The organism is Streptomyces sp. NPDC048057, assembly GCF_040653095.1.
Classification (GTDB): domain Bacteria; phylum Actinomycetota; class Actinomycetes; order Streptomycetales; family Streptomycetaceae; genus Streptomyces.
Genome location: NZ_JBEZNF010000022.1, coordinates 90,003 through 103,857, shown reverse-complemented (window position 1 = coordinate 103,857; position 13,855 = coordinate 90,003). Strand labels below are relative to the sequence as shown.

At 70.8% G+C, this 13,855-nt stretch carries 12 protein-coding genes; 7 read left to right on the top strand and 5 right to left on the bottom strand.

Annotated elements, in window-relative coordinates; all coding sequences use genetic code 11:
• Positions 1-153: 153 nt before the first annotated feature.
• A complete protein-coding gene (locus AB0E05_RS25235; RefSeq protein WP_361967412.1) occupies positions 154-1,401 on the top strand; it encodes a hypothetical protein in 1,248 nt (415 codons plus the stop codon).
• Positions 1,402-1,405: 4 nt separating this feature from the next.
• Here the strand turns inward: AB0E05_RS25235 and AB0E05_RS25230 are convergent, their stop codons facing one another.
• Both AB0E05_RS25230 and AB0E05_RS25225 read right to left on the bottom strand, forming a co-directional pair.
• A complete protein-coding gene (locus tag AB0E05_RS25230) occupies positions 1,406-2,323 on the bottom strand; it encodes an aminoglycoside phosphotransferase family protein (RefSeq protein WP_361967312.1) in 918 nt (305 codons plus the stop codon).
• Positions 2,324-2,706: 383 nt separating this feature from the next.
• On the bottom strand, positions 2,707-3,174 hold the full coding sequence (locus AB0E05_RS25225; protein WP_361967310.1) for an Lrp/AsnC family transcriptional regulator: 468 nt from the start codon (positions 3,172-3,174) through the stop codon (positions 2,707-2,709).
• A gap of 111 nt (positions 3,175-3,285) precedes the next feature.
• On the opposite strand from AB0E05_RS25225, the gene AB0E05_RS25220 reads away from it, so the two are divergent.
• The 5 genes from AB0E05_RS25220 to AB0E05_RS25200 all read left to right on the top strand — a co-directional run bounded on the left by AB0E05_RS25220 (position 3,286) and on the right by AB0E05_RS25200 (position 9,962).
• The gene (locus AB0E05_RS25220; protein WP_361967308.1) at positions 3,286-4,611 is read left to right on the top strand and encodes an amino acid permease; all 1,326 of its coding nucleotides are present in this window, start codon (positions 3,286-3,288) and stop codon (positions 4,609-4,611) included.
• A gap of 106 nt (positions 4,612-4,717) precedes the next feature.
• A complete protein-coding gene (locus tag AB0E05_RS25215) occupies positions 4,718-5,512 on the top strand; it encodes a phytanoyl-CoA dioxygenase family protein (protein ID WP_361967306.1) in 795 nt (264 codons plus the stop codon).
• 175 nt (positions 5,513-5,687) lie between these two features.
• On the top strand, positions 5,688-7,931 hold the full coding sequence (locus AB0E05_RS25210; RefSeq protein WP_361967304.1) for an MMPL family transporter: 2,244 nt from the start codon (positions 5,688-5,690) through the stop codon (positions 7,929-7,931).
• 7 nt (positions 7,932-7,938) lie between these two features.
• Positions 7,939-9,270, top strand: a complete 1,332-nt coding sequence (locus tag AB0E05_RS25205) for a sensor histidine kinase (protein WP_361967302.1) — start codon at positions 7,939-7,941, stop codon at positions 9,268-9,270.
• Positions 9,267-9,962: a response regulator transcription factor gene (locus AB0E05_RS25200; RefSeq protein WP_361967300.1), complete on the top strand. Its 696-nt coding sequence runs from the start codon at positions 9,267-9,269 to the stop codon at positions 9,960-9,962. Before AB0E05_RS25205 ends, AB0E05_RS25200 begins: the two co-directional genes overlap by 4 nt.
• A gap of 31 nt (positions 9,963-9,993) precedes the next feature.
• Here AB0E05_RS25200 and AB0E05_RS25195 read toward each other — a convergent pair whose 3' ends face one another.
• Both AB0E05_RS25195 and AB0E05_RS25190 read right to left on the bottom strand, forming a co-directional pair.
• Positions 9,994-11,193, bottom strand: a complete 1,200-nt coding sequence (locus AB0E05_RS25195; protein WP_361967298.1) for an FAD-dependent monooxygenase — start codon at positions 11,191-11,193, stop codon at positions 9,994-9,996.
• Positions 11,190-12,587: an MFS transporter gene (locus AB0E05_RS25190; RefSeq protein ID WP_361967296.1), complete on the bottom strand. Its 1,398-nt coding sequence runs from the start codon at positions 12,585-12,587 to the stop codon at positions 11,190-11,192. The genes AB0E05_RS25195 and AB0E05_RS25190 overlap by 4 nt, the downstream gene beginning before the upstream one ends.
• A 189-nt stretch (positions 12,588-12,776) precedes the next feature.
• Here AB0E05_RS25190 and AB0E05_RS25185 point away from each other — a divergent pair, with 189 nt between their 5' ends.
• The gene (locus AB0E05_RS25185) at positions 12,777-13,235 is read left to right on the top strand and encodes an IMP cyclohydrolase (protein ID WP_361967295.1); all 459 of its coding nucleotides are present in this window, start codon (positions 12,777-12,779) and stop codon (positions 13,233-13,235) included.
• Between the two features lie 5 nt (positions 13,236-13,240).
• Here AB0E05_RS25185 and AB0E05_RS25180 read toward each other — a convergent pair whose 3' ends face one another.
• The gene (locus tag AB0E05_RS25180; RefSeq protein WP_361967293.1) at positions 13,241-13,852 is read right to left on the bottom strand and encodes a nucleotidyltransferase family protein; all 612 of its coding nucleotides are present in this window, start codon (positions 13,850-13,852) and stop codon (positions 13,241-13,243) included.
• Positions 13,853-13,855: the final 3 nt, after the last annotated feature.

Below are 13,855 nucleotides of genomic sequence, written 5' to 3'. Positions count from 1 at the left end.
GCGGGGGAGGCGGAGACGACGGTCATGACACAGCAGATCGGCGCACTTCTCCTCACCGCTCGTAGGGAACGCGGGTGGAGTCAGCCGCGGCTCATCCGGGAGCTGCGGAACGTGGCCGCGCGGCATGGTCAGAAGCTGCCGAGTGATGCGAGCGTGAAGCGCCGCATCGCGAGCTGGGAGAACGAGCACGGTACGCCGGACGAGTTCTACGGTGCGTTTCTGTGCGAGGCCCTGAGCCTGGACCCCCGGGATCTGGGGATGCAGCAGGCAGTACGGAACGAAGCCGGACGGCTGCTGGAGCTGACGTACCCCGACAGCCCGGAGGCAGGCGTCACCGCGATAGCGCCGTTATGGCGGGCCGACCTCGACGGTCACGAGCCGCTGCTCACCTCGGACGTCTCGGACGCCGTATGGCACGAAGCGTCGCTCCGCTGGCTCGTCACCCCAGAAGCCGCCGTGCCCGTCACCACAGTGGGGGACGGGCCACGCGTCGGACTCGCCGACGTCGCAATGATCAAGTCGACCGCGGACATGTTCGCCCAGCTCGACGACCGGTTCGGCGGTGACCACGCGCGACAGAGCCTGATCCAGTACCTCAGCAGGGACGTGGCACCGCTCCTGTCCGGCCAGTACACGCAGGCCGTCGGACGGGCCCTGTTCGCCACCGTCGCCGAAGCGACGCTCCTCGCGGGGTGGATGTCGTACGACGCCTGCCACCACGGGCTCGCGCAACGGTACTTCGTCCACGCGCTCAGGCTCGCGCAGGACGGCGACGACCGACGCATGGCCGGGAGCATCCTCTCCGCCATGAGCCACCAGGCCACGTTCCTCGGCTGCTACACCCAGGCGGCGACGCTGGCCCGTGCGGCGCGCATGGGCATCTCGGGCGTCGCGACGCCGACCCTGCTGGCCCAGTTCCACGCCATGGAAGCGCGAGCACTCGCCCGTACCGGGGACACCCGCGCCTGTGAACTCGCGCTGGCCGAATCCACCCGGGCCCTGGAACGAAGGAACAGCGACGACGAGCCCGAGTGGATCACGTACTTCGACGAAGTCGAACTCGCCGCGGAGGCCGCGCATTGTTTCCGGGACGTCAGCAGCGCCCGTCAGTCCGTCGCACACGCCGAGAACGCGGTCAGCGGAAGCCACGTCCGCAGTGACTTCTTCGCCACCATGGTCCTTGCCGACGCCCACATGCACGCCGGGGAACCGGAGGAAGCCTGCCGCGTCGCGGCCGACGCACTCGACCTGGGCGAGCAACTGAAGTCGGCGCGGTGCGTCAGCTACCTTACGGAGTTCCGCCGCAATCTCGCCCGGGCCGCGGAGACCGCCGTCGTACGCGACTTCCACGAGCAGTCCGCGGAGCACCGGCTCTGGCTCGCCACGGATGCGCGCGGCTGATCGCTCAGAAGGGCTGCCAGTCCTTGCGGCTGCCGCCGGTACGGATCGCTCGGACCCGACGCGTGAACTCGACCGCCGCCTTCTCGTCCGACGCGACCTGGTGGCCGAGCCACAGCGTCATCTTCAACTCACGCAGGTCAGCGAGGACGGGATAGCCGGGCCAGTTCAGCAGGTCGAAGCCGTAGCGATAGACGAACGACTCGTACTCGGCGCGCGTGTGCCAGCCCAGACGTTCGTAGAACAGCGCCGTGAGAACGAGGTCCCACTCCCGCTGCCCCAGCGAGAAGTCATCAAGGTCGATCAGCAGGGCCTTGCCGTCCCGGCCACGGAGCGCGTTGCCGACGTTCGCGTCCCCGTGGATCAGACCGAAGTCGAGCACCCAGTCCAGCCGGTCGTACTCCTTCTGAATCCGGCCCGTCCGCTCCTCCAGGAAAGCCAAGTCGTCATCCGCCACGCTGCCACGAAGGTCCCGAAGGAACTCCCAGACGCCGTCGAAGGGGTCGTAGTACGGCAGGCCCAGCGACGCCGGTTCTTCCAGCCAGTGCAGTTGCCGCAGCAGATCCGCCAGCTCAGCCGGGCCCGCGTACTCGTCCCGGTCTTGGGCGCTCATCCAGAACGTGACCGCTCGACCGTCGACCACGAGGGGCTGTTCCACGCCGGCCACCACCCGGGTCGCCGGGAATCCTTCAGCCTCCAGCCAGCGCGCCACCCGGACCGCGCGCCTCGACTCCTCCGACGCCTCCGGATCACGGGCGATACGCACGATCGCGGCGGAGTCGGGGAGGCGGTACACGGCGTTCGAACCGAGGCGGAGGAGCTGGGCGTTCGCCGGGCTGAGTCCAGCCGTACGGCACGCCCGCTCCAGGACCGCGCCCGCCACGTCCGCCGTGAACCCGCTCCTGCCCTCAGCGCCCGAAGTCATGCTTCGACGCTACAGGCCGATCCCGCGCCGGTCTGCTGTACAGCAACGAAGTACAGCAACCAGGCCGACCGCGTGTGAGCACCGCGGACCGTGCGCACCTCTCCGACCAGGACGGGAGACCTTGCCGACCTCGCTGCCCTTAGTTCGCATCGAGGGGGTCTGGGGTTCAAATCCCCACAGGTCCACAACAACACTGTTCTTGGGTTCGCTCGGGGGCAGTTGGCAAGGTCCCGGTGATCATGATGATCGCCGGGACCTTTGTCGTTTCCGGGATGGTCCTGGATGGAATCCGCCTCCTTCCAGGACAGGGGGTTCTTGGGGCGTCGGTGCGGTTTGGTCGACTCATCATGGATGCGGGACGCGAGGGGCACGCCTTCAGACGGTTATGGGGTGGGGCCGTCGAGGGGGCTGACCACTGGGGTGCTCACATGCTGGTAGATCACGGAGCTGCGGAAGTTGACGATCTCGCGGCGCTGGCTGAAGCGGTCCATGAGGAACGTGTGGAGGTGGTCGACGTCGGCGACGGCCACGTGGACCAGGAAGTCGTCGCCGCCTGCGACGACGAACACCGAGAGGACTTCGGGCAGGTCGGCCACGTACGCCTTGAAGCCCTCGATGACGTCCCGGCTGAGCGGGCGGACCTGGATCGACAGCAGGGCTTGGACCGGGCGGCCGAGGGAGCGGAGGTCGACCGTTGCGTGGAAGCCCGTGATCACTCCGCGGTGGCGCAGGGTTCGGGTTCGTTCGAGGCAGGTGGACGGGGCGATGCCGAGGCGGCGGGCCAGTTCTCTGTTGGTGATCCGTGCATCGCGCTGCAGGTGCTCCAGTATCAGCGAATCAAGTTCGTCCATGGGCGCCATTCTGGCCCCTGAAGCGAATGGAGTTCGGGGCATCCTCCTGGCTGCCGTCGGCATGCCTAGCGTTCACCGTCACTGACCGAACACTGTGACGGAGGGCGCGTGATGGCGGAGCGACCGGTTGGGGTCGTCGCTCGGCGGCGGCGGCGGCGGTCCGGGCTGGGAGCCGGGGCGGGGACGGCGTTGTGCGTCGGGGCGGTGCTGGGGCCGGGGGCGCTGACGCTGACGTCCACGGCCGCGGCGGAAGCGGGGCCGGGGTCGGTGCTGGCCTGGTTGGTGCTGGTCGCGGTGAGCCTGCCCGTTGCATGGGTGTTCGCGGCTCTCGGTGCCCGGCACCCGGACGGAGGCGGTGTGGCCGCGTCCGTTGAGAGGGCGTTCGGGGCTCGGCTGGCCGGGCCCGTGGGGTGGTGGTTCTACTGGGCCGTTCCGCTGGGGGTGCCCGCCGCGGCGCTCATCGGCGGCGAGTACGCGGCTGCCGCTGCGGGGTGGGGCCGTTCCGCCGTTCCCGTGATCGCGCTGCTGGTCGTGGGCGCTGCCTACGGGGCCAACCTCGTCGGGCTGCGCCTGTCGGGGCGTCTGCAACTGCTCATGGTCGGCGTCCTGGCGTCGCTGCTGGCCGTCACGATCGCGGTGTCGGGCACCCGGATGAGAGCCGCCCACTTCACTCCCTTCCTGCCGCACGGTTGGGCTTCCGTCGGAGTCGCGGCGGGCATGTTGTTCTTCGCGGTCGCGGGCTGGGAGGCGATCAGTCACCTCTCGGCGGAGTTCACCGCCCCGGAGCGGGACCTTCCCCGAGCCACCCTTTTGGCCTGGGGAATCGTCACCGTGCTGTACGTGGGGCTCGCGCTCGTCACCGTCGGAGCGCTCGGCACACGGGCCGGAGCCACCAGCACCCCGCTCACCCTGCTGCTGGAAGGGGGTTTCGGAGCTTCCGCCCGGCCCGTGGCGGCAGTTGCTGCGCTCCTGCTGACGTTCGGTGCGGTCAATGCCTACCTCGCCGGGGCCGCCCGGCTGGGCGAGGCGCTGGGGCGTCGGGGCGCTCTGCCCCGCAGGATCACGGTCGGGCCTGCCGAAGGGGGCGGCGTACCCCGGCGCAGCCTGACGGTCGTCACCCTCGCGTCGTCGGGGGTCGTCGTGGCGGTGGCCTGCGGATTCGTCGACCTGGAGACTCTGCTGCGGGCGACATCGGCGTGCCTTGCCGCCGTGACCCTTGCCGGACTCGCCGCCGCGACGGTCCTGTTGGAGGGGCGACGCTCCCTGCGCGTCAGCGCGGCCGTCAGCTGCGGCGTGGTCGCCACGGTGCTCGCCTTCTGCGGGCCGTTCCTGGTGGTGCCCGCCGTTCTGGCCGTGGCCGCCAGCGCCTTCGCTGCCTCCCCCTCTCGGCCTCACGCAACAGAAGGAAGGGCATCGCCGCGTGACCGCGGCATCTGACCACGGCGACCACCTTCTCGCATTGCACTACACCTCTCGGTGGCCTGACAGCAGCCGGACAGAAAGTGTCGGGCGGGTGGTGCCGCGTCCCTGACACGGTCGCAGCATGAGCGAATCGACGATCAACGACGACGAGGTGTCCGCGTTCGTGGAGCACGGCTTCCTCCGGGTGGAGGGGGCCTTCTCGCGTGACGTCGCGGCGGAGTGCCGGGAGATCATGTGGCGGGACATCGACGGGGAGCCCGATGACCCGACGACGTGGCGGAGCCCCGTGGTGCGGCTCGGTGCGTACGGGCAGGAGCCCTTCCGGGCCGCGGCCAACTCGCCCCGGCTGCATGCCGCGTTCGACGTCCTCGCCGGGGCAGGGCGCTGGGCTCCCCTCGGAGGGCTCGGCACGTTCCCCGTACGGTTCCGCAGCGAGGAGGAGCCGGGCGACGACGGGTGGCACGTCGACGCGAGCTTCCCGGGGGACGATCCGGCCGACGTCATGTCCTACCGGGTGAACGTCGCGTCGCGCGGGCGCTGGCTGCTGATGCTGTTCCTGATGTCCGACGTGGGGGAGGAGGACGCACCCACCCGGATCCGGGCGGGGTCCCACCTGGACGTCGCCGCGCTGCTCGAACCCGAACGAGAGGACGGCCTGGCGTTCATGGACCTCGCCGAGCGCGCCGTGCACGCCACCGAGCACCGGCCGCTGGTCACGGCCACGGGGCAGGCCGGGGACGTCTATCTCTGCCACCCCTTCCTGGTGCACGCTGCGCAGCCGCACCGCGGGGTCGAACCCCGTTTCATAGCGCAGCCGCCGCTGCTTCCCAAGCCGGGGCAGGGGCCGAGCACCGAGCGTCCCGACGGTGCGTACTCCCCGGTGGAGGCGGCGATTCGCCAAGGCGCCGGACGCTGACGCGCGGCGGTGCGTGTGGTGCGTAGGCACCAGGAAGCGCGGGTGCCTGGTCCGGGTGCACCAGGGAAAGACGGCTGCTGGGGACGATGCCCCGCGGGGCGCCGAGGCGGAGTGTTGGACGTGTGCGGATCTCGCACGTTTCCCCTTGCCTAGCGGTGTCTGGAGTGAACGACAGGTGGCGACATTTCTCTACCGGATGGGACGGTGGGCCTTCCGGCGGCGCCGGCTCGTGAGTGGTCTGTGGTTGGCCGCCCTGGTGCTCGCCGGGATCGCCGCCGCCACGGCACCGGCCGGGCAGGAAGAGGATCTGTCCATGCCCGGCACCGAGTCGCAGGAGGCGTTCGACCTCCTGGACGAGCGCTTCCCGCAGAGCAACGCGCAGGGTGCCGAAGCCCGGTTGGTGTTCCAGGCTCCGGACGGGCAGCGGGTGACTGCCAAGGAGAACAGGGCGGTCATCGAGGAGACGCTCGACTCACTGGACGGGGGCGATCAGGTCGCGTCGGCCTCCGATCCCTATACGACCGGCGCCGTCAGCAAGGACGGCACCATCGCCTACTCCACGATCACCTACACCGCGGACGCCCTCGACCTGACCGAGCCGACGAAGAAGGCGCTTGAGGGCGCGGCGAGCCAGGCCCGGGACGCGGGGCTGACCGTGGAGATCGGCGGCTCGGCCCTGGAAGCGGAAGTGGCACCGGGCGGTACGACGGAGATCATCGGCGTGATGGTGGCCGCGGTGGTGCTCGTGCTCACCCTCGGGTCGTTGGTCGCGGCCGGACTGTCGCTGCTGACCGCCTTCCTGGGCGTGGCCATCGCCTTCGGCCTGGTCACCGCGCTGGCCGTACCGCTGGGCCTGACGTCGACCGTTGCCATCCTGGCGCTGATGCTGGGCCTGGCGGTCGGCATCGACTACGCACTCTTCATCACCTCCCGCTACCGGGACGAACGCGCTCAGGGCAGCGAACCGGAGGAGGCTGCCGGCCGGGCGGTCGGCACGGCCGGGTCCGCCGTCGTCTTCGCCGGTGCGACCGTCTTCATCGCCCTGGTCGGGCTGGGCGTCGTCGGGGTTCCCGAACTCACCAAGATGGGCCTGGGCGGCGCGGGCGCCGTCGCCCTCGCGGTGCTCGTCGCGCTCACCCTGGTCCCCGCGCTGTTCGGCTTCTTCGGCCGGCGCGTCCTGTCCCGCGCCGTACGCAAGGCGGCCCGGCCGGGAAGCGAGCACCTGCACCGGGCGCCCGACGCGGCGGCCCGACCCGGGCTCGGCACCCGTTGGGCGCGGTTCGTGCTGCGCCGGCCGGTGGCCGTGCTGATGGTCGCCGGACTCGGACTCGGCGCCGTCGCGCTACCGACGCTCAGCCTTGAACTCGGGCTGCCCGGCGACGAGTCCAAGCCGGTGGAGACCACCCAGCGCCGCGCCTACGACCTGCTGTCGGACGGCTTCGGGCCCGGCTTCAACGGACCGTTGACGGTGGTCGTGGACACCACGAAGTCCGCGGACGCAGGGGCCGCCACGGACCTGGTCGTGCAGACCGTACGGGGCGTGGACGGGGTCGCGTCGGTCGGTGATCCGGTCCTCAGCGGGACCAAGGACACCGCCGTCCTCACCGCCGTGCCGCAGACCGCGCCGAACAGCGGCGAGACCAAGGACCTGGTGCACGCGATCCGGGACGCGGTCGCCGACATCGAGGCCGACACGGGCACCGACATCCTGGTGACCGGCACCACCGCGCTGAACATCGACATCTCCGAAGCCATGTCCGACGCCCTCGTCCCGTATCTGACCGTGGTCATCGGCCTGGCGGTGCTCCTGCTGACGGTGGTCTTCCGCTCGATCCTGGTCCCGGTCAAGGCCGCGCTCGGCTTCCTGCTGTCGGTGGGTGCCGCCTTCGGCGTCGTCGTCGCCGTCTTCCAGTGGGGCTGGGCGGCGGACCTGGTCGGCATCGAGCAGACCGGGCCCGTCATGTCGCTGATGCCGATCCTCATCATCGGCATAGTGTTCGGCCTCGCCATGGACTACGAGGTCTTCCTCCTCACCCGGATGCGCGAGGCGTACGTCCACGGAGCCTCCCCCGACGAGGCGGTCGTCAACGGCTTCCGGCACAGCGGACGCGTGGTGGCCGCAGCGGCCATCATCATGATCAGCGTGTTCGCCGGGTTCATCGGGATGAACAGCCCGACCATCCAGACGATGGGCGTCGGACTGGCCGCCGCGGTCGCCTTCGACGCGTTCGTGGTGCGGATGGCGATCGCACCCGCGGTCCTCGCACTGCTCGGCCACCGGGCCTGGTGGCTGCCCCCTATCCTGAACCGCGTGCTGCCGAACGTGGACATCGAGGGTGAGGCACTGAGCAGGCGCGCTCACCCCACAAGTACCGGTCCGGACGCAGCGGCGTCGCGGTTCCCCGTCGGTGGACGCTGAGCCGGCCATGACGAACGAGGGCGGCGGCGGCCTGCGACCGCGCGGCGCGTGGTGGCGGGAGGGCGCGATCACGGCGACGGCGTTCGTGCTCTGCCTGCTCGGTGCAGTGGTGCAGGTCGACGACACGCTGGCACCGCCGTCCGCCGCCGCCTACTTCATCGCCGTGGTGTCCTGTGCGGTGCTGCCGGTGCGGCACAGGGCGCCCCTGGCGGCCATGGCGGTCACGACCGCGAGCGGTGTGCTGGCGCCGGCCCTGGGCCTCCTGCTGAGCCCGCTCATCGTGGCCCCCGCCGTGATCACCGCGTACTCGCTCACCGCCCGCACGGAACGGCATGCGACGAGCGCGGTGTCGATCACCTCCGGGGCGCTGCTGGTCGCCTCCGCGCCCTTCTTCGGGGCCCTCTCGTGGCAGGACGCGAGCAGGGTGGCGGCAGTGGCGGCGTTCCCGCTGGTGGCCGGCGTGCTCGGATACTCGGCGCAGAACCGACGGGCCTATCTGGCGGCCGTGGAGGACCGGGCCCAACGGGCCGAGGAGAGCCGCGACAGCGAGGCCAACCAGCGGGTGGCCGAGGAACGCGTGCGCATCGCCCGGGAGCTACACGACCTCGTGGCCCATCAGATCACCCTCGCCAACGCACAGGCCACGGTCGCCGCCCACCTCTTCGACACCCGCCCGGAACAGACCCGCAAGAGCCTCCAGGAACTCGTCGAGACCACCAGCAACGCCCTCAACGAACTGCGGGCCACCGTCGGTCTGCTGCGCCAGTCCGGAGACGCGCCGGTGCTCTCCGAACCGGCGCCCGGGCTGTCCCGGCTTCCCGCGCTCCTCACGTCCTTCAGCCGTGCGGGGTTGGAGGTGGAGGTGGTCCAGATCGGCACGTCCAGGCCGCTGCCGCCCGGAGTGGACCTCACCGCCTACCGCATCATCCAGGAGGCCCTGACCAACGTGACCAAGCACGCCAAGACCAAGACCGCCGAGCTACGTCTGATCTGGCACACCGAACGGATGACCATCAGCATCGTCGACGGCGACAGGTACAACTACGAACCGTCGAGGAGTGCGGTCGTGCCCAGCACGACCTGGTACACGAAACCGCCAAGGACCGTGGACCTGAATGAGCCGTACGAGCGGGGCAGTTCGCCCGGCTACGGTCTGATCGGGATGCGGGAACGCGCCGTCGCTGCCGGGGGGAGCCTCAACACGGGCGAGCACCAGGGGGGCGGCTTCCAGGTCCTCGCCCAACTGCCCGTTCCCCCCGTCAAGGACACCGAGCAGCAGACTGCGGAAGCGGCGGGCGAAGAACGGAAGGGCGACGGAGAGGCGGGGGACGCGCCATGACGCTACGGGTGTTGCTCGCCGACGACCAGGCCCTGCTGCGCGACGCCTTCCGGATCCTCCTCGACAGCGCCGACGACATCACCGTGGTCGGCGAGGCCGCCGACGGACGGGAAGCGGTGCGACTCACCCGGGAGCTGCGCCCCGACGTGGTGATCATGGACATCCGCATGCCCGATGTGGACGGTCTCTCCGCCACGTCGCAGATCTGCGCGAGCCCGGAACTGCGCGACACCCGCATCCTGATCCTCACCACGTACGAGACCGACGAGTACGTGGCTCAGGCGCTGCGCGCCGGGGCCAGCGGCTTCATCGGCAAGGGCATCGGGGCCGAGGCCCTGCTGGACGCGGTGCGGACGGTCGCCGAGGGCGACACGCTGCTGTCTCAGGCTGCGACGCGCTCCTTAGTCGCCCGCTTCCTGGCCATGCCGGGCGAAGCACCCTCGTACCACCCGGATCAGCTCGCCGTGCTCACCCCGCGCGAGCGCGAGACGGTGGCTATGGCCGCGACCGGGCTGTCCAACCAGGAGATCGCCGATCGGATGTGCCTCAGCCCCTTCACCGTCCGTGCCCATGTGCAGCGGGCCATGACGAAGCTGAACGCCCGCGACCGGGCGCAGCTCGTCGTCATCGCCTACCAGACGGGCCTGGTCCAGGCCACTCCTGAAGGCGGCACCGATCCCTTGTCGTCGTGAGGACGACGAGCGGGGTCGGTGCCGCGGGAGGTCACGGCGTCGGGGCGAAATCGGGCAGGGCGAGGGCCGAGTGGGCCGGCCGGGCTGGCGCGGAGGGCAGGGTGACGAGGTCGCGCAGCCTGCTGTTGCGTTGCTCCAGGGCGTCCGCGGTGGTCGGGAAGAGGGTGGCCGCACCGGTGTCGACCAGCGCCTGGTTCATGGCGACGAACTCGCGGGCGCCGCGTTCGTAGGCGGCGAAGGCGGTGGTGTGGTCTCGGTTCGTGGCCAGGGCGTGGGCGAGGACGTAGGCACCGACCAGCGCGAGGCTTGAGCCCTGTCCGGTGAGGAACGAGGGGGCGTACGCGGCGTCGCCGACGAGGGCGACGCGGCCGTTCGACCAGCGGGGCATCCGGATCTGTCCGGCGGTGTCGACGAACAGGTCGTCCGCGTGGCGCAGGGCGCGGAGCATGTCGGGGACCTGCCATCCGGCGTCGGCGAAGGCCGTGGCGACCAGGTCGCGTTGGACGTCGGGGTCGCGCAGGGCGTCGAGCGGCGGCTCTGGTTGGTGGAAGGTGAGGAAGGCGTGCAGTTCGTCGTCGTCTCCGACGGCGTAGAGGGCGGCGGCTCTGCCCGGGGTGTTCCACATCATGACTTCGTGGGAGAGCGCGGAGGCGTTCGGCATGGTGAAGATGGCGAAGCAGTAGCCGAGGTGGCGGTGGAACTGTGCTTCGGGGCCGAAGAGGGCCGCCCGGGTGGACGAGTGCATGCCGTCGGCGCCGATGACCAGGTCGAAGGTGCGTTGTCGTCCGTGGTGGAAGGTGACGTCGACGCCGTGTGCGGTCTGGTCGAGGGTGGCGATGGAGTTGCCGAAGAGGAACTCCACGTCGTCGTGGACCAGTGTGTGGAGGGCTGTGGCCAGGTCTCCGCGGCGTACCTCCAGGTCCTGTCCCTCGACGCCGCCGGCGACGGTGCGCGGGTTGACCGAGGCGATGGTGCTGCCGTCGGCGTTGAGGAAGGTGCAGCGGCGGGAGTCGATGTGTGCGTTCCGTAGCTGCGGCAGTATGCCCATCCGGCGGACCACGTCGATCGCGGTGCCGCGGATGTCGATGGGGTAGCCGCCGTCGCGGAGGGCGCCTGCCTTCTCCACCACGGTGACGGCGTATCCGGACCGGTGCAGCCAGTACGCCAGTGCGGGGCCGGCGATGCTGGCTCCGGAGATCAGCACTTTGCGCCGGGGGCCGTTGGGGCTCATGTCTGGGCCACCTTCTTCTGTGTGTTGCGGACGACGAGGAGGGACAGGGCGGCGACGAGGCCGGCCGCGGCGAAGCCCGTGACGAAGGCGGATTCGCTCGGCAGGCCCGTCGTCGGGTCGGCGCTGGCGTCGAGGACCGCGCCGGCGATCTGGGCGCCCAGGGCGACGCCGATGACGCGGGTCACCACGAGCAGGCTGGTGGTGATGCCGGTGTCCTTGGTGTCGACGGCGGTGGCGGTGTTCGCCATCAGTGCCGTGGTGCCGATGCCCGCGGCGAACGCGGTCAGCACCTTGGCGAGGACGAGCTGCCATTCCGCGGTGTGCAGGGAGGCGAGGGCGATCATCGTGCCCGCCGTGATGACGGCGCCGCCGACGATCACGGCCCGCGGGCCGAACCGCCGTGCCGCGATTCCGCCGACCGAGTCGCTGAACGCCCCGGCTATGGCGCCGGGCAGCAGGAACAGCCCGATGTCGGTGGTGTTGGCGCCGAAGCCGTACCCCTCGGCCGGCATCGCGAAGAGCTGCGGCAGCAGGAAGACGACCATGCCGAAGCTGGTGGTGATGACGAAGGTGAGCACGCACGCGTGCCATATGGCGGGTCGGGCCAGCATGCGCAGGTCGACCATCGGGGAGGCCACCCGGCGCTCGACGACGACCCAACCGGTCGCGAGGCCGGCCACGGCGACCGCGATCGCGCCGACCGCGAGGGGCGACATGTCGCCGTCGGTCACCGTCACGAGCCCGAGCATGAACGCGAGCAGCGTGCCGCTCAGCAGGGCCGCGCCGAGCCAGTCGATCCGGTCGTCCGACGGGACCGGCGGATCGTGCGGCATCAGTCGGGCCACGAGCAGCGTCATCGCGATGACCGCGATTGTCGGCAGCGCGAACATCCAGTTCCAGGACAGTTCGTCCGATATAGGTCCGGCGAGCAGCGTCCCCACGATGCCGCCGCCCGTGAACAGGGCGATGACCAGCCCGATCGCCACCTGCGACTCGCCCGTCGACAGATGCTTGCGGACCAGGATGAACGAGAGGGGCAGCGCGCCCACCATGACGCCCTGCAAGACCTGCCCGAGCAGCAGCACCGGCAGGTTCGGCGCGAGGCTGGCCAGCAGCCCGCCGGCGGAGACCACGGCCATCAGCCAGATCAGGACCCGCTTTCCGCCGTAGCGGTCGCCGAGCTTCCCGGCGACGGGGGTGACGACCGCGCCGGTGATGAGGAGGGTGTTGCCGATCAGCGCGCCTTCGCCGGAGCTGACTCCCAACTCGCGTTGGAGTAACGGCAGCGCGGGCTCCACCACGGACTGAAGGGTGCCGAGGGCGAGCGCCAGGACGCCGAGGGCACCGATCGACAGTCTCCCTAGGCGGAGCGGGGAAACCACAGCGTGGGACATGGCCGTCCTGTTCGTCGTCGGTTGCGAGGATGCGCACGGAGCTGGCGGAGGGGCCCGCCACGCTCTCTTGGCGCTCGCCTTCCACACTCCCTCTCGCCACGGCCCGGGGCATCGTGCCCCGTGTTTGTCTTCTCCTGGTGCACGGAGACCAGCCGCCCGCGTGTCCTGGTGCCTACGCACCACGGCCCGATGGGAAAGCCCTCGTCGGACGGACGGACGGATGGACGGCCGGCGGACGGCGGCCGGCGGACGGTGGAGGCGCTCGGCGGGCTGGAGTACGAGCCGGATCCGCCGATCCACACGCCGCGGATCACCGTCGTGGTGGACCTCCGGGCGGGGCGGGAGGCGTGGTTCGGCGGCGCGCGCCGCAGCCGGGGCGGTCGGGCGGCGGCCGACGTGGTGACGCTCGCGGTGCGGGACCTGGAGCCGGGGGACGCGGTGCTGATGAGGACGTACCGCTCCGACGGCCAACGCGTCGAGACCGCCGAGCCGTTCGTGGAGGTCCGTACCGGGGCCGGGAGCCGGGACGAGCTGCTGGAGGAGGTGTGGGGCGCGTTGGCGTCTGAGTTCCGGGTGGCGGCGGCGGTCTTCGAACCGGGGCGGCTGACCGAGGCCGCCGTCCGCCACGAGGAGTCGGCCGTGGCGTAAAAGCTTCAGCCCGTCCCGGTGGGCGTCGGCCACGGCAGGACGGTCAGCTCCGGCCAGGTCTCCCTCCAGCGCGCCGTCTTCGTCTCGTACACCTCGCGCGGGGCGAGCACCGGGTTCGGGCGGACCACCAGGTCGAACACGTCGGACAGCCCGTGCGGTGCGTACACGCGCCACCGGCCGTCGGGTTCCAGTCGTACGCCCAGGCAGCACGTGGTCGCGGCGAAGCAGTCGATGGCCGCCTCGGTCGACCGGTGCGGCGGGCAGGGCACCCCGAACTTCTCCTCGTACCAGAGGTGTACGCGCGCTTCGTTGCGGATCTCCACTTCGGCGGGCAGGCCCGCGAACGCCGTACGCCCGGCCGCGATCGCCGCGTCCTCCGCCTCCCACGACAGGTCGGTGGCGTCGAAGTAGAAGAGGTCGTAGTCCTTGATGCCGCTGGTGGCGGGTCTGCCGGTGGCGACGTTCCACACCGTCTGGAACAGGCAGCCCGCCGTCAGGTACCAGTCGGGCAGGCGGAGCGCGGCGGCCCTGGTCAGTACGTCGGCCAGGACCTCGTTCTGGAGGAGCGCGGAGCGCAGGGCGTCGATCTGCTGGTCGAGGGGGAGCCGTCCGGGCATGCG